This window comes from Ruegeria lacuscaerulensis (assembly GCF_013031245.1).
GTDB lineage: Bacteria > Pseudomonadota > Alphaproteobacteria > Rhodobacterales > Rhodobacteraceae > Ruegeria > Ruegeria lacuscaerulensis_C.
In genome coordinates, this window is the sequence record NZ_WPZL01000009.1 from 120696 (window position 1) to 142171 (window position 21476).

Consider the following 21476-nt stretch of genomic DNA (forward strand, 5'->3'; position numbering starts at 1 on the left):
CTCTGATCAGGAATTGTCGTTACCGGCTTGCAGCAGTTTCCGGGCGGCAGCGATACGTTCTTCGCTCCAGTTCCAGCGCAGTTTCTGCACCGGAACCGTTCCGGCACTGAGCAGCTCGGCGGTCTCTTCAAAATTGATGTTGTGTGTGACCGCGTCATGCACGAGGTGCGGGCCATAGCAACTGATTTTCGGCACTTCATCAAATGCGTGCCGGAACCTGCGGTTTGTCAGGTACAGATAGTCGAGCATGATATGCGGCCAGTAATAATTATGCGGTTTCGACCGGCCGTCCCAGTAGCCAAAACTGGCCTCTTCCCAAAGAGATACGAACGTTCCTCCCGGTTCCGAGGCAAGAAACCAATTGGTCATCGATCGGCGCATGTTTGGCCAGGTGAACCAGGTATCGTTTTTGGTCCATGTGAAGGCAAAAAAACCTCGTTGGGCCGCCATCGGCAGCCAATTGTCGAGCGGCATCAGGCAATATGTCGTGGCGTCCACCCAGACACCGCCATGCTGCCTGAGAAGCCTCAGGCGCAGCAGGTCGGCATAGGACTGAACCGGCAGCTTCGACGGGTCGTGGGGCAAGTCGGCAACCTGTGCCGCGCTTTCAGCGTCCAGAACGCGGATATCCCAGTCAGGATTGTGGTGCCGCCACGAGGCGATACAGTCTTTTACAAGCTCGGGGGCGCTGTCTTCGCCGCGGTCCCAGTAGATCCAGATTTTCCTGGGAATCGGGTGTGGGGCGGAGCGTGCAAAGTGATTGGGTTTTCCATTCAGCTTTTTGTGGGCACGTCGCCCGATCGTCGGCAGCATCCGGGCACCCACGATCAGAACGAACAGCCATGTCCAGGGCTTACCAGCGGGCATACATACTCCACTACACGTTATATCAAACTTCTAATCGCCACCTGAACGTTGCGCCAGTGATGCGTGGCATATCATTCGATTTCCGGCGCTGGTTCCACCTCACTGTGAGGGGGCGGCAACAATAAAGGGTGAAACAAGTCATTGTTGGGGGAATGGCCTCGGGATACCGTTACATCCTAGGATTTATTGTAAACGATGGTCAGCAAAGTATGATTCAGCGGAATTGGGCTCTGGGCCCGTAGGGTAAGATATTATGGCGGTCGTCTCGCAGGTTCTGAAAGCCGTTTATTTCGATATTACTAAGGTCGGCAGCAGCAGTCTGAAGGAAACATTCTGGGAACTGGATCATGGCGAACCTTTCAAGGGGCGCGGGATCAGACGTGTCATTAACAATGTGCACTGGCGGCTGGCGCGCGCCAAATTGATTCAGCCGCGCAATATTCACGAACAGGACGGATATCGCACACAGATTTTCGCCAAGGCTATCGTGCCGGACGGATATGCCACTTTCACTCTGGTCCGGGATCCGGTTGCCAGGATCAAATCGGCCTGGAGGGACAAGGTGCACCGCAACCAGTTCCGCTGGCGCAACGAAGAGATGGACATCGATAACGAAGGTTTGCCGCTGGACCCGACCTTTGGCGAGTTCATCGACCATTTCCATGACTACCGCGCCGTCAGCCGCCCGGTCCGTGTGCACACCACGCCCTATTCATGGCATCTGGGCCCGGATATCGGCTTTTTCGATCATGTCTTCCGGCTGGAGGCGGTGAACGAGATGAACGCGTTTCTGAGCGCGCAACTGGGCAGGCCGTTTCCGGTGCAGCACGTGAACAAATCCGCAGCAAGCCGGCGCGATACCACGCTGACCCCCCGGCAGATTGACGCTTTGTTACAGATCACTCAGGCAGATTACACTCTGCTTGGGGATATGTATGATATCAAAGTAGCTGAGAGCAGCTTTGCCGCATGATGCTTCCGGTGAGAAAGAGGAAAGTCTGACGCAATGACACTTGCCGCACAATCCGGAGCCCGGATGCGAGGGGCAGTGGCAGAGGCTTCGCCCAACCGGCTTCTGATCGCGCTGTTCCTCGTGTCGCTTGTTATGCCCTTTTACTTCTTTCTGGGCAGTCTCCGGCTGAGCATGTATCGTGTCTACCTGCTCGTTTTTATGTTCACCTTTGTGATCCGTTGGTTAAATGGTTCGGCGGGGCGGATACGTGTCCCGGACATTCTGATGATTTTCGCAAGCCTGTGGATGGCGGGGGCGCTGTTCATCAACCACGGGATTGGCTCGCAATTCGAATTCGCGGGCATTCTGGTGATCGAGACGGTCGTCCCCTATCTTGCGGCGCGGGTTCTGATCAGAAGCCTTGCCTCGTTCCGGACTTTTGTGTGGTGGTACTTCGCGATCATAGTCACACTGTTGCCTATCGCGTTCTATGAGAACCTGACCGGGACTCCGATCCTGCTGGAGCTCTTCGGCAGCGTTCTTTCGGTTTACAGCGACGTCACCCAGTCACCCCGACTCGGGCTGGAGCGCGCTCAGGTGTCGATGCCCCATCCGATCCTGTTCGGGGTCTTCTGTGCCCCCGTTTTCGCCCTGTCGTGGTATACCCTCAGCCCCGATGGGGCACTGTTCAAACAGGCCAGTAAGTCTTTCATTGCAGGGGCCGGGGTCTTCTGTTCGCTGTCTGCCGGGGCGTTTCTGGGAGTGGTGTTGCAGGCGTGCCTTATTGGCTGGGATGAGTTGATAAAGCGTATCAAGTTCATCAAGAATCGCTGGAAGCTTTTTACCATCCTCTTTGGCGCTCTTTACATCGTGCTCGAGATGGCTTCGAACCGAAACGCATTTCATATCATCGCGTCCGAGTTGTCTTTTTCCAAAGGGTCCGCCTGGCACAGAATTCACATTTTCAACGAAGCGATAGACGACGTTCTCAGAAACCCATTTACCGGTGTCGGGCGGGGTTACTGGACCCGTCCCCGCTGGATGAAAGCGAGTGTCGATAATTTCTGGCTGCTTGCTGCATTGCGCTACGGTATTCCGGCCTGGTTCATGCTGACGCTTGCCGGTGTCCTGGTCTGCTGGAAAGCCGTGTTCACCCCCCTGACCGGTGAATACGCCCGGGCGCGGCGGGGATATGTAATTGCATTTACCGGCATGATGGTTTCGGCTTTTACGGTTCACATATGGGACGCGACATATTGCGCATTCATGTTCCTGTTGGGGGCCGGGGTGTGGTTTTCCGACCCTGACTGCACGCAGGAGAGCGGGTCTGAAACCGCAGAACCCAAGCCAGTAAGGCGCAAGATCAGATATACGAGATTCCCCAAGCCCTCTACGGAAGCCACGTCATAGCCATGCGCGTCATCCCGTGATCGTCCAGCGCTTCTGAACCATCCGCACGGCGCGGCGCAGGCGGCGCAGGGGCGGCATCCGGTTCGACAGGATCGCGTGCGTTTCGTCATCGCTCATGTCACCGCGCAATGATGCGCGGGGTCGGAGGAAGCTCTGGTGCCGGAAACTGCCGCCATCGCTGGACCATGCGGTTGTGTATCCGGCCGCCTGCAATGCGCGCAGCACCCGCGCGTCATAGCGGCCAAAGGGGATGCCCGCCTCGGTGACTGCATGCCCGCAGATATCCTCGAGCCGGGCGCGGGAGGTCTGCAATTCTTGTCTCAGGTCAGCGTCGCTCAGCGTGGGCCAGGCGGTGTGATCGATGCCATGGCTACCGATGGTCATGCCTGCCTCCGAAAGCGCCCGCAGATGCGCCTTGTCCAACGATCCGGATTGTCCGATCCGTCCGGTCAGCACGAAAAACCGGGCCTGCAGCCCATGGTCCACCAGAGCGGGCAGGGCGATGTCGTGATCTGACAGGTTGCCGTCGTCGAACGTGATCTGGAACCCCTCAGGTGCTTTGGCCACCTGTGCCAGAACCTGTTCGAATTGGTGGGGTGAGACCCAATAGGGGGCCTCATCGGTTTCCAGAGTGCGACGGGGTTCGCCAATGCCATGGAAATTGAGGCCAACCGCATGTGTCATCGGCGGGCCTTCATGCGCGTATGCACCGTCTCGGCGGTTCGGATAAGGGCCGTGGTCAGGCCCGGAGGCTGGAATTCATAAGGCCCTGCGGCGGTGACCTCGGTACCGCCCGTGCGCAGTTTGAAACGGGTCACGCTGGGGTTGGTCATGGCGTCAATTCCGCCCAGATCGAACCAGCGCAGCCCATGGGCTTTGCAGTGCAGGATGGCCTGCCACATCAGGTAGTGCCCGGCATTGAGCCTCCGCCCGGCGTCGGACGTGGCGCCGAACAGATAGACACCGTTGGTGCCCGCCCGCCCGATTGTCATGGCACCCACATCAGACCCGTCCTGCCGCGCGAACAGAACCGCGTGGCTGAAATCCGGGCCGTTGAGGTGATAGTAGAACTCGGGCGGGATGTCCGGGCTGAAACCTTTGGCGGCCTGTACCTGTTGATAGAGGCTGTGAAACCGGTCTGCACACTCTGCAATCGGCAGGGTTTCAAGCTCCATCCCCGATTTCAGGGCGTTGCGCAGGGGGTTGCGCCATTTGCCGTGCAGGGCGCGCATCAGGGTATCCTCATCCTGATCGCAATCGATGATCACCGTTCGGTACAGAGAGGAGCGGTCGGTGGATACAAAACCCGCCGCAGCCGCTATCTGGTCCACAGACGGGACGTCGCGCAGCGCTGAAGCAGGTAGCCGCATCCGCAGGATATGCCCGCTTTGCTGCGCGTAGGCGCGCAGGGCGGCAAAGACAGCCTCCAGTTTCTCGGACGTGGTGTCGGGCTGTACCAGCGGACCGGCGGCGATCCAGGCGATACCGCGCCCCAGCCCCGGCACGGGTTTGAGGCGCAGACAGGCCGCAGCGACCGATTGACCTGCCTGATCCGACAGGGTGACGAATTGCGCCTTGGCACCGATCCGTTGCGCCGCCGCCTGCGCATAAGTCAGGGTCTGTTCATAGGTCAGGTCGCGGAAATAGGCACTGATCCGGGGCCAGTCTTCGGCGGCGACAGTCTGCAGCGTAAGAGGCTGGGTCATAGCCGCGTCCGTATCCAACTGGTCCAGAGCCTGCCGGGTCTGAGCCCCAGACGGGGCCGGAACTTCAGGAACCAGGCACGGTAATAAAACAGGTGCAGCGCATCCGCCCACCAAAGCAGAATCCTCGCCCGCAGCCTTGCCAAGGGTAGATCCGGGGCCAGTACGATGTTATGGATCGGTACCAGTTCCCCGCCATAGCTGAGCTTGTATTCGTATTCTCCGGCCCCGGCCTCGACCAGCGTGATGCCATCCCCGATCAGCCCTTCCACCCGCTCGACCAGTCCGACGCGCCCCAGTCCGACTTTCGCGAATTCAGGGTCTGTTTCGCGGGCATTCAGCCACCAGTAAGCCTTGTCGCCCAGCGTATAGCGGAGCTGGCACGACAGGAGTATACCGCCCTGCCATTGCTCATCGATCATGGCCTGACCCTTAGAACCCAGCCGGTGCAGCAAGTCCCGGTAGAACGCAGCGGCAACGCGCCAGTCGGAAAAATGACCGCCCTTTCCGGCGGCTTGCCATTGCTTTGTGTGCAGCGCGATGAACCGGTCCATCATCGGGTCGACCGTATCCGGGGTTGAACTGGTGTTGCGCAGCGGCGCGGTTTCGGTCAGGCGCTTGATATCTCGCCGCACCTCACGCCGACGGCTTTTTGACAATGCCTTCATGAACCCGTCAAAGCTGTCGGGCAGCGTCATCAGAGTGTGCCCGCGCGGGCTGTCGTCGCGCAGCAGAGACACGCCCTGCCCATCGACGGCGCGGAGGCTATCCAGTTGCGTCGCGCGCTCCGACATTGGCGAAAAGCTGATGGCGGCACAGTTCAGCCGCTGTGTCAGGTGATCGAATACGGCCCGCAGGACGGTCGCTTCGTGACCGGCGGCAATGGGCAATGCCATGACCGCGAAGTTGGGATCGACCCCGGCCAGCCGGGCGATACGCACGGGAACCGGTCCGGCCCAGATCGTTTCGATGCAAAAGGGCAGGGCACCGACCAGTTCGGTCCCGTCCCGCAACATGAAACAGATCGGGTGGCGGCTGGCGGCAAAACTCTTGCCATAGTGATCCCACCAGGAGGCCTGCCAGTCGCTCAGGAAATAGATGTCGGCGCCGGATGCCGCGACCAGATCGTCCCAGTCTGCCCTTGCGGCCAGGGTCTGAGCCGGAGCCTCAAGGCATTCGAGCGTGGGCTCTGATCTGGTGGAAACCGCATCCATCACGTCGCCGGTTCCTGGCCGAACAGATGGTACCGGATTGCCGCCCCTGACAGGCGCAAACGGGCCGAGCGGTCGGGGGTTGCGCGCACCAGTCCCAGCAGGCCAAAGGCGGCCCCACGCAGCAGCGCGCTGGTGACAAAGATGCCGCGAGTCGCAAGCTCTCCGACCCGGCCGTAGTGTTTTCTGGCGTAGATCGTCTTGCTCTTCTGCTTTTGGACATACATGCGCGATTTGATCTGCGCGGTGCTTTTCGACCCGCCCTCAAGATGCAAAATCCTGGCCTCGGGTGCAAAAACACAGCGCCAGCCGGCATTGCGGATGCGCCGACACCAGTCGGCCTCTTCCGAATAGATGAAAAACGCATCATCCAGCAGGCCGACCTTTTCGAACACAGGGCGCGGCACCATCATGAACATACCGGATACCACATCCACATCGCGCTGCGTTGTCCGGTCCCAGCCACCGTATTCGGGCCAGGGAAGCAGCCGCTTCAGCCCGAACTCAATCACCGCCAGGCTCAGCGGTCCGGGATCGGCAAAGCAGGTCAGCTGGATCGTGTCGGTGTCTTCGAAAACCTGACACCCGACGCATCCGACATCCGGATGCGCGTCGAGCCAGCCGCTCATCACATCGATCGCATGATCCAGGATGATCGTATCGGGGTTGAGCAGCAAAAGCTTGTCGCCGGTGGCAATTTCCAGCCCCTGATTGTTCGCGGCTGCAAAGCCCCGGTTGTCGGTATTGGCGATCAGCGTCACCTCGGGAAAACTCTGCCGGACCATGTCCTGCGTCCCGTCGGTCGAGGCATTGTCCACCACGATAACTTCATGGGGCAGGGTGGTCTGATTGACCACTGAATCGAGACAATCTCGCAATATATCCCGCGTATTCCAGCTTACGATGACGATGGAAATGGCACAGTCGGACCGCACTGGATCGCGATTTGGATACATGGCAGCGTTAATCCTGCTAAACGAGTTACAAAAGAACGGCTATTACGCAACTGCAACATGATTTTGGGTTTGAAGCTATAGTCGCTGCAAATATTATTTCGGGTATTGATATAATACTGCATACCGGGCGGGTTTCCTGCCAGCGCATAAAGAAAGTGATGGTGTATGGATATTGAGTGCCTGGACAATCTGACCGATGCGCAGATGTCAGAGTGGCGCGATTTTCTCGCTCAGGCAGACCATCAGCACCCGCGTCAGGATCCGCGTTTTGCCGAAGTTGAACGGGCGGTCGGTCATCAGGTGATGTTTGTCACCGGGTGGCGGGACGGCAAGCTGTGCGCGGTCGGGATTTTCACGCTTCAGCCCAACCGGCTGGTGCCAGGCCGAATGGCGGTGGCTTCGGCGCTCAGCGGACCGGTGTGCGACAGTGCGTCAGACATGATCGATTTCCTGCGGGGACTGGCCGCGCATGACCGCCTGACCAAGGTCGATGCGCTGCGCATCACGCCCTATTGGCTGGAACAGGAGGCGGATGATCTGACTGCCGTGCTGGTGCAGGCCGGTTTCCGGATCAGTGATCCCGAGCCGCATCGGGATACAGGTATGATCGACCTGACCATGACCGAGGACGAACTGCGCGCCTCCTTCTCGCGCAGCGCCCGGCGCAAGGTGCGGCTGGTCGATAAATCCGATATCGAGATCCGCACCGCCACCCGGTTCGAGGATGCAGAAACCTTCTTTGAACGCCTGAACACGCTGGTGATCGCGCGGCACAATCTGACCCCGGTTCCGCGCACTGAATACGAGGCCGGGTTTCGCCATATCTTCAACGATCCCTCAATTGGCGTGATCTTTAATGCGTATCATGAGGATGTCTTTCTGGGCGGGCTGCTTTTGTATCGCAGCGGCACCACAGCGCATGCCCGCCGCTATGTCGCCGACCCCGAGGCCGCGCGGGCCGTGGGGAACCTGCGGGTTGCGCCCGCCTTGTGGCTTGAGGGCATGTTCTGGGCCAAACGCGAAGGGTGCACCCGGTTTGACGTCGAAGGGTTCCTGCCGGTTGAGGACAAGAACCACCCGAATTTCAACGTCTATGAATACAAGCGCGAGTTCAAACCGACCCATGTCCGGCGCATCGCGGAACATACGCTGGTTCTGAATGCGGCCAGCCATTCGGCAAATGCTCTGCCAGGGCAGGTCAAGAACGAGTTGAAACGCCTGTTCCCGCAATTGCGCCAGCTCAGTCCAAAACGGCTGTTATCGGCGCGCAGGCGTTGAGGGCGCAGGATATGGGTCAGGAACCGCTTGTCTCTTACAGCAGTTGGCGTGCCAAATATCTGAACCTGTTCGTCTCGGGCCTGTTGTCGCCTCTGGAGTTTATTCTGGAATACCGGACCCGGTCCGATGACCATCCGGTCTGCTTCATTGTCGGACCGCCCCGGTCGGGCTCGACCCTGCTTTATGAGCTGATGGTGACTCGCTTTCAGTGCGGATATTTCGCCAATCTGGCCAAACGGCTGTTTCGGGTGCCGGTTGCGGCAACATGGTTGTGCCGTAAGGCGATGCGGGATCGGCAGGGGTCGTTCGACAGTGTCTATGGCGAGCTTGAGGGGAAAGCAGCGCCCAGCGAAGCCGGGCGGATCTGGGCGCATTGGATGCCTTATGCCGCGCCGTATCTGCTCGACAAGCCTGGGCTGACACCTGCCAGGATGCGCCGCAAACTGGCGGCTATCAGCCGGATTGCGGGCAGGCCCATGATCGTCAAGAACATGATCCTGCAGTCGGATTTCCCTTTGCTGCTGAAAACCTTTCCCAACGCGGTTTTCATCTACATAGAACGGGATTGGGCGGATAACGCGCACTCGCTTGTGCGGGCGCGTCAGGACAAGACGTCGATGGATGCATCCGGATGGTGGTCGCTGCGCCCGACCGGTTGGGAGGCCTATTCCGATGCCGATCCGATCACGCAATCCTGTGCGCAGGTCATTCTGAGCCACCGCGATCTTCAGGTGGGGTTCAGGACGCTGGAAAATTCAGACCGGGTTATGAAAATCAGCTATGAAACGCTCTGCGCCGAGCCCGAGCGCGCCCTGTCCGACATGGAAGCTTTCTTTGCGCGCAATGGTCTTGATGTTCTGCGTAAATCGGCACCGAAAGCCCTGCCCGAAATCACCACTCGCCGACAGCCAGAGGATGAAACCCGGTCGCAGATTATGGCTAGTCTGGATAAAATCGAAGCGGAAGCAGCGTCGTGATCGAGGAAGATGAAGCAAATGGCGCATAGCACGGCCCCTTTGAATTGCGGTGATCCGTCGATGCGGTTCGCCCGGCTGTTTCAGCGGGATTCCGAAGGCGGCTTTACGCGGCTGTTCGAGGGTCGCCGGGTGCATTGGAGCTTCAATACCCGGGTTGCGATCCGCGCGGGTTGCGATCTGTTGGGTCTTCGCCCCGGGGACGAGGTTCTGGTGCCCGCCTATAACTGCGGTTCAGAAGTCGACCCGCTGATACATGCCGGGCTGTCGGTGCGTCTCTATCCGGTGGTGCAGGATCTGCGCATTGATCCGGCCCGGATCGAAGCGCTAATCACCGATCAGACACGGGCGATCTATGTCACGCATTACTTCGGGGTCATCCAGCCAGACCTGGCTGCAATCCGCGCCCTTTGCGATAGCCGCGGATTGCGAATGATCGAGGATTGCGCGCTGAGTCTGCTGAGTGGGGTGGCCCCTGCGGAAGGTTATACCGGCGATGTGTCGGTGTTCTGTTTCTACAAATTCGTGCCGGTGCTGCAGGGCGGGGCACTGATTGTGAATGCCCCCGATCTGAACACGGTCTCACCGTTGTCGCGCCCGGCGCCGGGAAGGATTGTTGCGAAGACGCTGGCGCGCTCTGCATTGGTCAATGTGCTGGGACCCGACCGAGCTCAAAGCCTGAAGCGCGCTCTGCGCAACGGGGCGGATGCGGCAGAGCCGGTTGATGCAGCGACCGGTGAGATGGAAGATATCCCGTGGCATTACTATTTTGATCCGGCCCTGCAGAACCGGCGTATCAGTGCCTTTGCCTTGCGCCCGCTCCGCTCCTTTTCAGTATCCGATGTCATTTCCACCCGGCGGGCCAACTGGCACCGCTACCGCGAGCTTCTGGACGGGATGCCGGGTGTCGAGTTTCTGAAACCGGATCTTGAACCCGGAACCTGCCCGCTGAACATGCCGCTTCTGGTGGCCGACCGGGACCGGGTCGCCCGTGATCTACAGGCCTGCGGCATCGGTGCCACGCCGTGGTGGGCCGGGTTCAACCGCAATCTGGACTGGACCGGTCAGGATGAGGCGATTGCCCTCAAGAACACTGTATTGTCCCTGCCGCTGCACCAGTTTCTCGGGCCCGCGCATCTTGAGCATATCGTCACCCAATTGCGGCAGGTTCTGTGACGGCGGTCAGGCTTTCCTGTCACGGAGGTGATTGCGCAGCTTGCCCAGCAGGGAAAACACCATGGTTTCAAACCCGTCAGGCCGTCCGGCAATCGCCCAAAGCGCGATATGGGTTGCGGTGTAAGAAATCACCCCGGCGCCGGTCTTTAAGAGCACAATGCCCGGGGTGTACGACATCTGAAGCATGTCCCTCAGGAGGTAGTTGGTGGCGATAACCACCACCGTCATCACCGCGCAGGATACAAAGCTGCGCCACCCGACGATCAGAGGTTCGAAAAATCCGCCGTTTCCAAACCGCTTGGCGATGATCAATGTCGCAATCAAACCGGCCAGATTGGCCAGACCGGCAGCGATCAGGGCACCATTGAATCCAAACTGAACCCCGATCCACATCACGACACAGACAACCACCAGAAGGATCGCGTTTCTGTAGAAAAGCAAAGAGGTTGACCCTTCGACATAGACAGCGGAACGCACACTCGCCTGCAATGCATTCAGCGCATAGAGCGGGGCCAGCACCCAGATCACGGGTGCTGCGGCAACCCATGTGTATCCCAGAAACATCCAGATCACATCGACAGAGACAAGCGCGAAGCCAACGCTGCAGGGTAGCAGGATCGCCAGGAAACCGGCATTGATCTTGCGAAAGCCCTCCCGGCCCTGATCGGTTTTTCGGGACAGGTCGGCAAGCCCGGGATAGACAACCCGCAGGATCGGGGTGAAAAGCTGGTGGGTGACGACATTGACCAGCCGTGTACCTATCCGGAACAGACCGGCATCTGCCAGACCCAACGTGGCGCCGATGATCAATTGCGGGGCGTTGGCAGACATGAACTGCGCAAACTGAGCCCCGATGGTCCAGGACGAGAACGACAAGCTGTCGCGCCATTGGGACAAGGACAGTTTGGGCAGCATCGGCGCGATCGAGAAGGTCCATACTCCGCGCATGACCTGCCCGGCGAACGTTGCCACAACGATGGCCCAGTAATCCCGCCAGTACCAGGATAGGGAGATGGCAAGAACTGCGTAGACGATACGGCTGAAGGTTTCCTCTCCGGCCACATAGCCAAAACGCAGACCGCGTTCGAACAGCAGAAAGCGGGGGCTTTTGATCGCCACAACCAGCGACATCGCGGAAAGCGCGGGCAATAATTCGGTAAGTGCCGGAATCCCCAGCAGCGCCACAACGGGTTGTGCGGTCCAGAACAGGATAGCGGCCATGATCCCGAAGATGATCTGAAACGAGAAGACCGTATCCAGATGCTCGGGCGTCACATTATCAAGCCGGATCAGAACCATCCCGATCTGTCGCTGGAACATTTCCAGCAATGCGGTTGCGATCAGGAAATATGCGATAATGCCAAAATCTTCGGGCGTCAGCAGGCGCGCGGTAATCGCAATCGTGAGAAGCCCCAGGCCCTGTCGGAACACGCCGGATGCAAGCAGCGTTGCCGCGCCCACCGCAAGGGCAGATCGGCGGGTGAGCATGCTGGGGGCCGGATTGTGGTCTGGGGAATTTTGCACGTGATTAATATTTCCGAATTTGAGACAACAATTGCCTTACCGGGGCAATGTTTCTTTTTGTGCGATCTCCAAAGCAGCGCTTTGAAGTGTGGAATCTCAAATCTGGCAAGCTGACCGGCTGGCTGATAATCAAATCAAAGAAGGTTTCTTTATAACGAGATCGCATGTTTTTATTATTCAGCGTTAGAAGGTTGCGTGATATTTCAGTGAATATCTCCATTCCGTGGCAGCAAGTGGCATCACATAGCAAGGTAAATTTCCGCTTCAGTGTCTCAGATTGGCCTCGGTTCGTGCAAGTCTGCTGACTAAGTGTTGTCGCTGTCTGATTTGACTGCAGGTATTAAGTTTAAAACGGTGTGACGGAATGAAGATTGCGATTTTCGGACTTGGCTATGTGGGCTTCACGGCGGCGTGCTGCCTGACCCGTGAAGGGCACGAGGTAATCGGTGTCGATGTGAATGCCGACAAGGTCTCGGAAATCAATGCAGGCCAGCCCCCGATCAAAGAACCGAAAGTGGCCGAGCTGCTGACCGAGGCGCTTGGAAAGAACCTGATCCGCGCTGTGGTTGAGATCCCGGACCTGTCGGATGTGGATCTGGCCATTGTTTGTGTTGGCACCCCCAGTTCCACCGACGGGTCGCATAACATGGATTTCGTGGCCGAGGTGACACGCCAGATTGCCGAAACCGTGTCACCTGACCGGGCACGCCCACTGACCGTGGCGTATCGGTCGACCTTCCGGCCCGGCACAGTGCGCCAGCTGATCGAACCGATCTTTCACAGCTGTCTGGGGGACCGGACAGGGCAGGCGGTCGAGATCATCTACAACCCGGAATTCCTGCGCGAAGTGTCGGCGGTGGATGATTACTTCAACCCACCCAAGATCGTGGTGGGGACTGCGGACGGAAACCGCTCGGCGGTGATGGACGCCCTGCACGAAAACCTGGATGCCCCGGTGTTCTACACCGCTTTCGAAGAGGCTGAGATCACCAAATTCGTCGACAACACCTGGCACGCGACCAAAGTGGCCTTTGCCAATGAGGTTGGCCGGATCTGTCATCGGATGGGCGTTTCGGCAAAAACCATGCACGAGATTTTCGTCTCGGACACCAAGCTCAACATCTCGCCCTACTACACGCGCCCGGGCGGCGCGTTCGGGGGATCATGCCTGCCAAAGGACGTCCGCGCCTTGCAGCATATTGCAGGTGAGGTCGGGGCGCATACCCATCTGATCGATAGCCTGTTGCGCACCAATGACGCGCACAAGACCTATCAGGCGCAGGACATCATGGCCCGCCTGCCCGAGGGTGGCAGGGTGCTGATGGCGGGGCTGGCCTTCAAGGCCGGAACCGACGATCTGCGAGAAAGCCCCAATGTCGATATCGCCCGGCGGCTGCTGGACGGGGGCTATCAACTGTCGGTCTATGACCCGGCGATTGAACCAGCCGACCTGCGCGGACAGAATCTGGGCTACGCCTTTACCCATCTGCCCAATGTGAGCAGCCTGCTGGTGGATCGCGCCACGGCCGAGGCCGGGCCCTGGGATCTGGTGATCGGATCGAACCGGATCGTGAACGATCTGAACCTTGGCGATGCAGAGGTGATAAGAACCTATGAATATGACTAGCCCGCCGCCCGCCGTTCAGCCAATCTCGTTCGAGGAACTGCGCCGGAACCAGCCTTTGAAGGGGCTGAAGGTTCTGATCGTGGTCGAAAACCTGCCCGTGCCCTTCGATCGCCGCGTCTGGATGGAGGCCCGTACACTGGCCGCCGCCGGGGCGCTGGTGTCCGTTATCTGCCCCACCGGCAAGGGCCATGAAGAGCGTGTCTGGGAAGACGAAGGCATCAAGGTCTATCGCCATCCGCTGCCTTTGGATGCCAGCGGCGCGCTTGGGTATCTGCTGGAATATGGCGCGGCGCTGTTCTGGGAAAGCTGGCTGGCGCTGAAGATCAAGTTCACTCGTGGTTTTCACGTCATCCATGGCTGCAACCCGCCCGACCTGATCTTTCTGGTGGCGCTGCCATTTAAGCTGCTTGGCGTGCGCTACTTGTTTGATCACCACGACATCAACCCCGAGCTTTACGAAGCCAAGTTCGACAAGCGCGGTTTCTTCTGGAAGCTGATGAAGACGTTCGAACGGCTGACCTTCGCCTCGGCGCGGGTGTCGATTGCCACCAATGAAAGCTATCGCAAGATCGCCATCGAACGCGGCGGCATGGCGCCCGAGGATGTGTTTATCGTCCGTTCCGGGCCCGATCTGAGCCGCTTGCAGCACCTGCCCCCGAACCCCGGCTGGCGCAATGGGCGCAAGTGCATGGTGGGCTATGTCGGCGTGATGGGCGATCAGGAGGGGATCGACCTGCTGCTCGAATCCGTGGCGCATCTGGTGCAGGTTCAAGGGCGTGACGATATCCAGTTCTGCCTTGTGGGCGGTGGCCCCAGCCTGGACAAGCTGCAAGCTCAATCCGTCGAAATGGGGCTGTCGGATTACGTGACTTTCACCGGCCGCGCGCCGGATCATGATCTGTTCGAGATCTTGTCGACCGCAGATGTCTGCGTGAACCCGGACCGGGTGAACGAGATGAATGACAAGTCCACCATGAACAAGATCCTCGAATACATGGCGTTTGAAAAACCGATCGTTCAGTTCGACGTGACCGAAGGCCGATATTCGGCGCAAGATGCGTCGCTTTATGCGCGCGCCAATGACTCGGTGGATATGGCAGACAAGATCACTGAACTGCTTGCGGACGAAGAGCGCCGCGCCGCCATGGGCCGCTACGGCCGCGCAAGGGTCGAGGCCGAAATGGCCTGGCCGCATCAGGTGCCTGCCTTGATCGCGGCATATAAGCGGATCTGGAAGGGCTAGGGGCGCTTAGAACGGCACGAATTGCGGCAGGCGGTTAAGGCTTGGCTCCATGAACCGCAGTAACCTTGCATCCGCATCCGCCTCGGTTTCTCCGGGCAGGATCGGGGTTACAAACCGAACCAATGCACCATCGGTGCGGCCCATGATAAAGCCGTCCTGCATCACGCTCATCTTGGCGCGGAAGTCATTGACGATGCGTTTGCCGCGCTGTTCGAACCAGTAGTAGACCAGTTGTTTCGACAGCTCTTTCTGGATCACGGCGCGGTTGACGGTGAAGCTGCCGTAAGGGGTGTCGCCCGGATTGATCTCATAGGGTTCAAGGCTGAAGATTTCCCAGCCGCCGACCGGCAGGCAGACCTCGGGCGAATGGATACCGTCGCCTTCGGTTTGCTTGTTGTAGAAAGCCACGAACATGTTCACGTAGTCGCCGGACCCGGTGTCGATATAGGTGGTATTCAGATAGTCGCTGGCGCCCAGAGTCCGTTCGACCTTGGGGTCGAGGCTGGTGGTCGAACCCGACCAGGGCCCAAGCTGGCGCGGGTAGAGGACAAACGGATCGCGTTCGATGGGCTGTACGTTCGAGGCGGGCCGCAGGGCCCAGGCCGATGATACCGCCAGCGTCAAAATGGCCGCCGCCGCGAGCGCCACCGACGCTTTGATGCCAAAGATGCGCAGCGCGATGGGGCCGAGGCCTTCGGTGTCCAGATCAATGGTCTCGGCAAAGGGTTTCGGATTGGGGGTCAGGCGTTGCAGCCCGATTGCCATGAGGAACAGAATGGCCACGCAGATGATGAAGATGATCCAGCCTTCGAAGAAATGCATGAACCCTTCGGCCTGTTCAATGCCGTGGTGATTGACCAGAACGCCGATCACGCCGATACGGACAGAATTCATCAGCACCGTCAAAGGGGCGGCCGACAGCATCAGAACGGCCTTGTGCCAGATCGGGCCGCGATAGAGCAGGGCAAAGAGATAGGAAAAGCTCAGGATTGGGAACAGGTAGCGCAGCCCTGCACAAGCCTCGGCCACCTGCAGCTTGTAGACCCCCAGATCGATGATGTTGCCTTCAATAAAGACCGAAACACCGGCCAGTTGCACAAACCAGACCCCAAGCTCGGACGACACCCACTGCAGAAAGATCGTCAGCTTCCAGTAGATGAACTGAGGCAGCGGCAACATGAAGACGAGATGGATCACAGGCAGCTGGTGATGTATCCCGCGTTTCCAGCCAAACACGGTCAGCATGACGCCACCGGTCCATATGATCATGGCATAGGTGACAATATCCGGAATGCGGGTCAGATTGCCCAGAAGGGCGATGATCAGGGCCACGGCAATCACCGCGACACCGGGCCAGCGGTTGCGGACAACTGGGTTGGGTGGGGGGAAATTGCGCAGCTCGCGCAGGAACAGATACAGCGAAATGATGGGGATCAGTGGCCCGTGGCTGTATTCCGGCGTGCTCCAGGCCGCGCCCAGAGAAACGATTCCGATCCAGAAGACAGGGACCGACCCCAGCAGCAGAAGGACAAACCAGAACAATCCCGCTGCGTTGATTGTTGGCAGGGCAGTTCGGGCCGCTTCAAGCGTCTGGCTGCGGCTGTCTTTCGAATCAAGACGATGCATCACAGATTATCATGCACAATAAAATTTGATCTTGAATTGCGCCGGTTCCGGATCGCGGGGTTTTGATCCGGGGGCGACACAAAGGGTGTTTTGACTCAGTATTTACCCGGCATTGGAAATTGTGTCGAAAGAGAGGTCAGGGCTTGAGCGTGAAGCGCCGCCCAAGTGTCAGAAAGAATGAGTTTGAATCCACTTCACGGCTGCTCTGGTCATCCATCTCGTACTGGTAGCCGACATTCAGCGCCCAGTCTTTTGTAATCGCACGGGAATAAGACGCGTTGAACGTGCCGCGCTGACGTGGATTGGATGGGCCAGAGCCTTCGTTCTCCTGATCAATGAAATTGGCACTGAAAGACAGAGCGGAAATCGGGTTGATTAAATAATCGTAGGTCAGGAAAGCCAGTGTCTGGCGGGTTTCCACACTTTGAGTGTTGGTATCGTCCCGGCGTTGAATTGTTGCCCCGATCCGGGAACTGGGGAACTGGTAGCTATAGTCGATCTGGCCGATCGTCGATATATCGCCAAAGGGCCCCCGGGTAAATCCGGCATTGAAGTCGAGTGTCGAGTTGACCCGCTGGTAGCTTCGACCGACGGTGGCGTTGGTTCTGGTGCCGTTGACGCCAAAGGACTGGTTCGCCCGAAAATTTATGTCTCCATCCGGCAGTGTTCTGTTCCACCCGAGGCTCCACACGAAATTTTCGGTTACGGTGTTTGTATTGAATGCGCGTTGCGTGTTGTCGACCTGAGTGTAGCCAACATTAACATTGACGGTGGTGATGGGAGAAATGTTGTATGATACACCGGTCGAAACGGTCGTGGTATTCCGGTCCGTTTGCGGGGTATCGTCCGCTTCGAATTCTCGATAATTGATGCGCAGGTTCGTCCGCAAAACCGGGGAAATCCGAAAAAATGTGGTGGCTGTGAAAAGGTCTTCGCTGTTGTCGAAGAGACTCGGGTCGATCGTGTTCGAATACCTGCGTTCGCGATGCCTATAGTTGAACCGGAATCCCAGGGGATCGTTCAGGCCTGTTTCCCAGTCCAGATTACCCCGGGTGTTGATCTGATCACCAACGGTGCCGGTGACATCGGCCGAGTCGATGATGCCATCCAGATTGACGTCGGTCAGTGAACGATTGAAAGACAGATCCCGTTCACGGTATTCCGCAAGCAAACTGAACAGGCTGTTGGCGCCGGTCTGTTGATAGCTCAGCCGTGTCAGGGGATCCACAAATTCAGATTCGGTTCCGATGATTGGCTCATTGGCTACCCGGTACAGCCCCGACAGATTGAATCTCAGCGTCGACCCCGGTTTCTGGTTCACAATCCCCAATGCCAGCGTGTTTTCCCACCAGGTGGTCGACCCGAACGACGGATCGGTCAAGCGCAGGTTGTCGTCATGCCTGAGGGAGGACAAATAATCCAGCGTGATTCTCAGACCGGTTCCGGTACCGGCTTGTTGCCCCGCCCGGCCGACCCTGCGGGCCGGGTTCTGCTGAGCCTGTTGCGACAGGAGTTGCAGGCTGGGTGTCTGCTGAACCGGTGCCGAAGGCGCATTCGTTTGCTGCGTCGTGGTCTGTTGCCCGGTCGCCGGCGAAAGCGAAGTCTGTTGCCCGGTCGCCGGCGAAAATGAAATAACAAAAGCGATCCCGCCCCCTAGCGCAGAGACCAGTCTGTTTCCGGATTTTCCCACCTGTATTTGCCCTTATTCGAACAAGCGGCGCGCTGGTACGACAACCACGTCTCCTGATTGAAGCACTGTTGTGCCTTTGATGCCGCTGCCCGAGCCCTTGTAGTTATAGATATATGTGTTCATTGCGCCTGACCGGCTGTCGGTGCGGCGTAGTTCTATGCGTTTTTGAGCCGCAAAATTGGTCAAACCTCCGACCTGAGCCAGGAACTGAAGAATGGTTGTGCCTTCGGTCGCAAGATGCTTTCCAGGCGCCCCGATCTCTCCCATGACGAAGACGTCAATTGTAGGTCCGGCTGCTGCAGCCGCCCCTTGCAGTCCGAGCCCCCCAACAGAAGCGACCGAGATAAAGACCGTTGGTGGCGCGTTGAAGTTCGAGGCCAGCGCCGAAGACAGAGATGAGCTGAGACCATTGGTCGACAGACCAGCCGCACGAAGTGAACCTGCGAGAGGGAAATTGATAGAGCCATCTGGCAATACCAGAGTGGTCCGGTTGAGGGTTGGATCTTCCAGAACCTCGACCTGAAGCGCATCGCCTGGCTGAATTTGGTATGACTGCGCCCAAGCGCCAGCCGCCACAACCATGGTGACGACAAATGTGATCAATGCTCCAATTACTGTCCGCATGTTCAAATCTCTCACTTCTACCTTTTATGACTCTTTCCAAAAAACGAGGCAATCTGCGGCGTTACCTTAGGTTACAGGATGCGGCAGAAATGCCGCGGAATCAATCGTTAGCTTTATTGCCCCGGGGTTTCTGCGGCGTTTATCCGTTCTATTTCAGTCTCCAGCGACGGGGTAATACTCAGGGGAATGTCTGTGGCCAAAGCTGCCTGATACGCGCGCCGGGCCTCTTCTGTCCGACCGACTGCGGCATACACCTTGCCTAAATGGTAAAGGACCAGAGGATGATCAGGTATCGCTTGCGCTGCGGGTTCGAGATAACCTACCGCCTCTTCATAATTTCCCAGCCGATAGGCAATCCAGCCATATGTGTCCTGAAATACGGGGATGCGGGTACCCCGGAGGCGGCGCGCCAGAACCTGAGCGCGTTGCAGGCTTTTGTCGTCGGTACGATGCGTTGTCAGCAGGCTTGCCAGATTGTTTGCAACGACCAGAGAACGGTTGCTGAGCGGGTAAAGCTTTTCATAGACGGCAATTGCCTGATCCATATCTCCGGCGCGTTCGTGTTCTGCCGCCTGCAACATGAGAAGATCGGGGTTGTCAGGCAGGGCCGCCAAAGCGTCGGAAAGGGCCTTTCGGGCTTGGTCGGGCCGGTTCTGTTCGCTTAGCAGCGCATGTAGCAGGACCCAGGCCTGCGTCGTGTCCGGGTGATCCTTGAGAATGGCCCGATAGAGTTGCTCGGCCTCGGTGCCGTTCCCTTCACCGGCCAGCGCGCGCGCCTTGACCATGCGCACCGGCAGTGAGTCGGGATCGCCTTCAAGCAGCTGATCAAGCCGGGCAAAGGCGGCCTCGGGTTCGCCCTGGGCCAGCAGGGTTCGGATCAGCGCGATATCCGCCGGCAGGCCGAATTCGGGGTCGTTTGCCAGCTTGTCCAGGAATGTTGTCAGGTCGCTGGTCCGTTCCTGAGCTGCCAGCATATGTGCCTTGAGCTCATTCGCCAGGCGCCGCGCCTCAGGGGTGTCCAGATCGCTGATCGATTGCTGTACCGTCTGCGCGCGATCCCAGTCCTGCAGCCTCAGGTAAACCTCACCCAGCAGGAAAAGAAGCTCGGGCTGTTCCGGGTCCTGACGCAGGGCGTCGATCAGAACGCGTTCGGCAATTTCCGGGTCGTCTGCGGCGATCAGAAACCGGGCATAACGCAGCGTTTCCGCCGGCGCGTTTCGAGACATTTCTGTTGCCAGCGCCAGCATTTCGCCCATCAGTTCCCGATCGCCATTCTGCTCATGTGCATGGGCCATCAGGGTCATCAACTGCGGGTCACGGGGCGTTTGACCAAGCGCTTCGCGCAACAGCACGATGGCATCGCCTGTCGCGCCCTTGTCAATCAGCCATGAAGCCTTGAGCTTCAGCGCCTCGACCTGGGTCGGATCTTCTGCAAGGACCTTGTTGATCAGGGCCTTTGCTTCGTCCGTTGCGCCGACCTGAAACAGCATTCGGGCCAGTTCCACTTCGCTTTCCCGGGTCTGTATGTTTCTCTCAGAATCTTCCAGCAGGTCCCGCATTTCGGCGATCGCTGCTTGCGTGCCGCCCGCATTGAATTTCAGCGTGGCCCTTACCGTTTTCAGCTTGGGGATGTCTGCGCCGTTCCGAGCGATGATCGTGTCCAGTTCGGCAATCGCCGCATCGGTGCTGCGATATTTTGCCAGAAAGGCGATCAGCCTCTGGATCGGCGGATAATCCTCGGATTGCGGATCCACCTCTGCGCGCAGCATCTGCTCGGCGGCGTCCAGATTGTCCCGGTCGATATAGTGCTGAACGAGCAGTTGCTCGACGCCCTCATCATCGGGGAACAGCTGCGCCATCTGCCTGAGCAGATTTTCGATTTCGTCCGGCTCGTTCAGTTCCTGCAGCGCGCGGAGCCGGATGCCATAAAGGCTTTCCTGTTTTGGCGCGATGGCCAGGGCCGCAGCGGTTTCGGTCAGAACACTGTCCCAGTCCTCGTCGCGGACCAGGTGATCAATCACGACCTGCCGCGCCGACATCAGCTCGGGATGCGCCTTGATCATTTCACGGGCCGTGTGCACGGTGAAATCCACGCTGGCTGCGTCACCAATTCTAACCGCATCGGTATAGGCCAGCGTGTTGTTGATGGAGGCGATCCCGATATCATCCGGCGCCAGTTCGGCTGCAACAGATCCATGACGCCTGACATCTTCCCAATTACCTGTTTCAAGGGCCAGCTCGGCCAGGCTGCGCTGTCCTTCAAGGTTGTCCGGATATTGTTCCACCAGTCGCAGATACTGGCTGTAGGCGACGGGAATATTGCCCCGTTCACGCTCCAGTCTGGCGAAGGTCAGGCGGGCCTCTTTATGCCGGCCGTTCAGTTTGAAAACATTCCTGAATTCGATCAGCGCGCGCTCAACATCGCCTTCTTCCAGATGGGCCATCCCGGCCTGAAAATGCGCCTCGGCCCGTTCCTCGGCCGAGTCACATGCGCTCAGCAGCAGAGTCACGGCAAGAAAGGCAACTGCCAGCCGCTTGCTGATGGGAGATCCTGTTCTGGTCAATGCTGCACTCCCGCAAAAATTACGCAAAGCACGCGACCTGCGGACATGTCG

17 protein-coding genes are annotated in these 21476 nt (G+C 58.5%); 7 read left to right on the plus strand and 10 right to left on the minus strand.

Annotated elements, in window-relative coordinates:
• Positions 1-6 precede the first annotated feature (6 nt).
• On the minus strand, positions 7-867 hold the full coding sequence (locus tag GOX66_RS13220) for a capsular polysaccharide synthesis protein (RefSeq protein WP_170763206.1): 861 nt from the start codon (positions 865-867) through the stop codon (positions 7-9).
• A gap of 253 nt (positions 868-1120) precedes the next feature.
• Between GOX66_RS13220 and GOX66_RS13225 the strand changes: the two genes are divergently transcribed.
• Both GOX66_RS13225 and GOX66_RS13230 read left to right on the plus strand, forming a co-directional pair.
• Positions 1121-1840 (plus strand): sulfotransferase family 2 domain-containing protein, encoded by a 720-nt coding sequence (locus tag GOX66_RS13225; RefSeq protein WP_170763207.1) that lies wholly within the window; start codon positions 1121-1123, stop codon positions 1838-1840.
• 33 nt (positions 1841-1873) lie between these two features.
• Complete coding sequence (locus GOX66_RS13230; protein ID WP_170763208.1) at positions 1874-3229, plus strand: O-antigen ligase family protein; 1356 nt, start codon at positions 1874-1876, stop codon at positions 3227-3229.
• A gap of 9 nt (positions 3230-3238) precedes the next feature.
• Here the strand turns inward: GOX66_RS13230 and GOX66_RS13235 are convergent, their stop codons facing one another.
• Genes GOX66_RS13235 through GOX66_RS13250 form a run of 4 tightly spaced genes read right to left on the minus strand, consistent with a single transcriptional unit; the run spans position 3239 to position 7099 of the window.
• A complete protein-coding gene (locus tag GOX66_RS13235; RefSeq protein WP_170763209.1) occupies positions 3239-3913 on the minus strand; it encodes a polysaccharide deacetylase family protein in 675 nt (224 codons plus the stop codon).
• Positions 3910-4935: a lipid II:glycine glycyltransferase FemX gene (locus GOX66_RS13240; protein ID WP_170763210.1), complete on the minus strand. Its 1026-nt coding sequence runs from the start codon at positions 4933-4935 to the stop codon at positions 3910-3912. The genes GOX66_RS13235 and GOX66_RS13240 overlap by 4 nt, the downstream gene beginning before the upstream one ends.
• Positions 4932-6146 (minus strand): GNAT family N-acetyltransferase, encoded by a 1215-nt coding sequence (locus GOX66_RS13245; RefSeq protein WP_237212595.1) that lies wholly within the window; start codon positions 6144-6146, stop codon positions 4932-4934. Before GOX66_RS13245 ends, GOX66_RS13240 begins: the two co-directional genes overlap by 4 nt.
• The gene (locus tag GOX66_RS13250) at positions 6146-7099 is read right to left on the minus strand and encodes a glycosyltransferase family 2 protein (protein ID WP_170763212.1); all 954 of its coding nucleotides are present in this window, start codon (positions 7097-7099) and stop codon (positions 6146-6148) included. The genes GOX66_RS13245 and GOX66_RS13250 overlap by 1 nt, the downstream gene beginning before the upstream one ends.
• 165 nt (positions 7100-7264) lie before the next feature.
• On the opposite strand from GOX66_RS13250, the gene GOX66_RS13255 reads away from it, so the two are divergent.
• Genes GOX66_RS13255 through GOX66_RS13265 form a run of 3 tightly spaced genes read left to right on the plus strand, consistent with a single transcriptional unit; the run spans position 7265 to position 10527 of the window.
• Entirely contained in the window at positions 7265-8377 is a 1113-nt protein-coding gene (locus tag GOX66_RS13255) for a lipid II:glycine glycyltransferase FemX (RefSeq protein ID WP_170763213.1), read from the plus strand.
• Between the two features lie 11 nt (positions 8378-8388).
• Positions 8389-9354, plus strand: a complete 966-nt coding sequence (locus GOX66_RS13260; RefSeq protein WP_170763214.1) for a sulfotransferase — start codon at positions 8389-8391, stop codon at positions 9352-9354.
• Positions 9355-9372: 18 nt separating this feature from the next.
• Positions 9373-10527: a DegT/DnrJ/EryC1/StrS family aminotransferase gene (locus tag GOX66_RS13265; protein ID WP_170763215.1), complete on the plus strand. Its 1155-nt coding sequence runs from the start codon at positions 9373-9375 to the stop codon at positions 10525-10527.
• A gap of 6 nt (positions 10528-10533) precedes the next feature.
• Here GOX66_RS13265 and GOX66_RS13270 read toward each other — a convergent pair whose 3' ends face one another.
• Positions 10534-12051: an oligosaccharide flippase family protein gene (locus tag GOX66_RS13270; protein ID WP_170763216.1), complete on the minus strand. Its 1518-nt coding sequence runs from the start codon at positions 12049-12051 to the stop codon at positions 10534-10536.
• Between the two features lie 364 nt (positions 12052-12415).
• Between GOX66_RS13270 and GOX66_RS13275 the strand changes: the two genes are divergently transcribed.
• A complete protein-coding gene (locus GOX66_RS13275) occupies positions 12416-13678 on the plus strand; it encodes a nucleotide sugar dehydrogenase (protein WP_170763217.1) in 1263 nt (420 codons plus the stop codon).
• A complete protein-coding gene (locus tag GOX66_RS13280) occupies positions 13665-14921 on the plus strand; it encodes a glycosyltransferase family 4 protein (RefSeq protein WP_237212589.1) in 1257 nt (418 codons plus the stop codon). The genes GOX66_RS13275 and GOX66_RS13280 overlap by 14 nt, the downstream gene beginning before the upstream one ends.
• A gap of 6 nt (positions 14922-14927) precedes the next feature.
• Here the strand turns inward: GOX66_RS13280 and xrtD are convergent, their stop codons facing one another.
• From xrtD to GOX66_RS13300, 4 genes are all read right to left on the minus strand, one after another.
• Positions 14928-16547 (minus strand): VPLPA-CTERM-specific exosortase XrtD, encoded by a 1620-nt coding sequence (gene xrtD / locus GOX66_RS13285; protein WP_170763218.1) that lies wholly within the window; start codon positions 16545-16547, stop codon positions 14928-14930.
• Positions 16548-16683: 136 nt separating this feature from the next.
• Positions 16684-18237 (minus strand): TonB-dependent receptor, encoded by a 1554-nt coding sequence (locus GOX66_RS13290; RefSeq protein WP_170763219.1) that lies wholly within the window; start codon positions 18235-18237, stop codon positions 16684-16686.
• 12 nt (positions 18238-18249) lie between these two features.
• Positions 18250-18861, minus strand: a complete 612-nt coding sequence (locus GOX66_RS13295; RefSeq protein WP_170763220.1) for a polysaccharide biosynthesis/export family protein — start codon at positions 18859-18861, stop codon at positions 18250-18252.
• A gap of 113 nt (positions 18862-18974) precedes the next feature.
• Positions 18975-21425, minus strand: coding sequence for a tetratricopeptide repeat protein (locus GOX66_RS13300; RefSeq protein ID WP_170763221.1), 2451 nt, complete (start codon positions 21423-21425; stop codon positions 18975-18977).
• Between the last annotated feature and the right edge of the window lie 51 nt (positions 21426-21476).

Coding starts and splice junctions, on each gene's coding strand:
- GOX66_RS13265 (WP_170763215.1), top strand. CDS start 9,373: ATGGCGCATAGCACGGCCCCTTTGAATTGCGGTGATCCGTCGATGCGG.
- GOX66_RS13295 (WP_170763220.1), bottom strand. CDS start 18,861: ATGCGGACAGTAATTGGAGCATTGATCACATTTGTCGTCACCATGGTT.
- GOX66_RS13230 (WP_170763208.1), top strand. CDS start 1,874: ATGACACTTGCCGCACAATCCGGAGCCCGGATGCGAGGGGCAGTGGCA.
- GOX66_RS13235 (WP_170763209.1), bottom strand. CDS start 3,913: ATGACACATGCGGTTGGCCTCAATTTCCATGGCATTGGCGAACCCCGT.
- GOX66_RS13225 (WP_170763207.1), top strand. CDS start 1,121: ATGGCGGTCGTCTCGCAGGTTCTGAAAGCCGTTTATTTCGATATTACT.
- GOX66_RS13245 (WP_237212595.1), bottom strand. CDS start 6,146: ATGGATGCGGTTTCCACCAGATCAGAGCCCACGCTCGAATGCCTTGAG.
- GOX66_RS13255 (WP_170763213.1), top strand. CDS start 7,265: ATGGATATTGAGTGCCTGGACAATCTGACCGATGCGCAGATGTCAGAG.
- GOX66_RS13260 (WP_170763214.1), top strand. CDS start 8,389: ATGGGTCAGGAACCGCTTGTCTCTTACAGCAGTTGGCGTGCCAAATAT.
- GOX66_RS13250 (WP_170763212.1), bottom strand. CDS start 7,099: ATGTATCCAAATCGCGATCCAGTGCGGTCCGACTGTGCCATTTCCATC.
- GOX66_RS13240 (WP_170763210.1), bottom strand. CDS start 4,935: ATGACCCAGCCTCTTACGCTGCAGACTGTCGCCGCCGAAGACTGGCCC.
- xrtD (WP_170763218.1), bottom strand. CDS start 16,547: ATGCATCGTCTTGATTCGAAAGACAGCCGCAGCCAGACGCTTGAAGCG.
- GOX66_RS13280 (WP_237212589.1), top strand. CDS start 13,665: ATGAATATGACTAGCCCGCCGCCCGCCGTTCAGCCAATCTCGTTCGAG.
- GOX66_RS13275 (WP_170763217.1), top strand. CDS start 12,416: ATGAAGATTGCGATTTTCGGACTTGGCTATGTGGGCTTCACGGCGGCG.
- GOX66_RS13220 (WP_170763206.1), bottom strand. CDS start 867: ATGCCCGCTGGTAAGCCCTGGACATGGCTGTTCGTTCTGATCGTGGGT.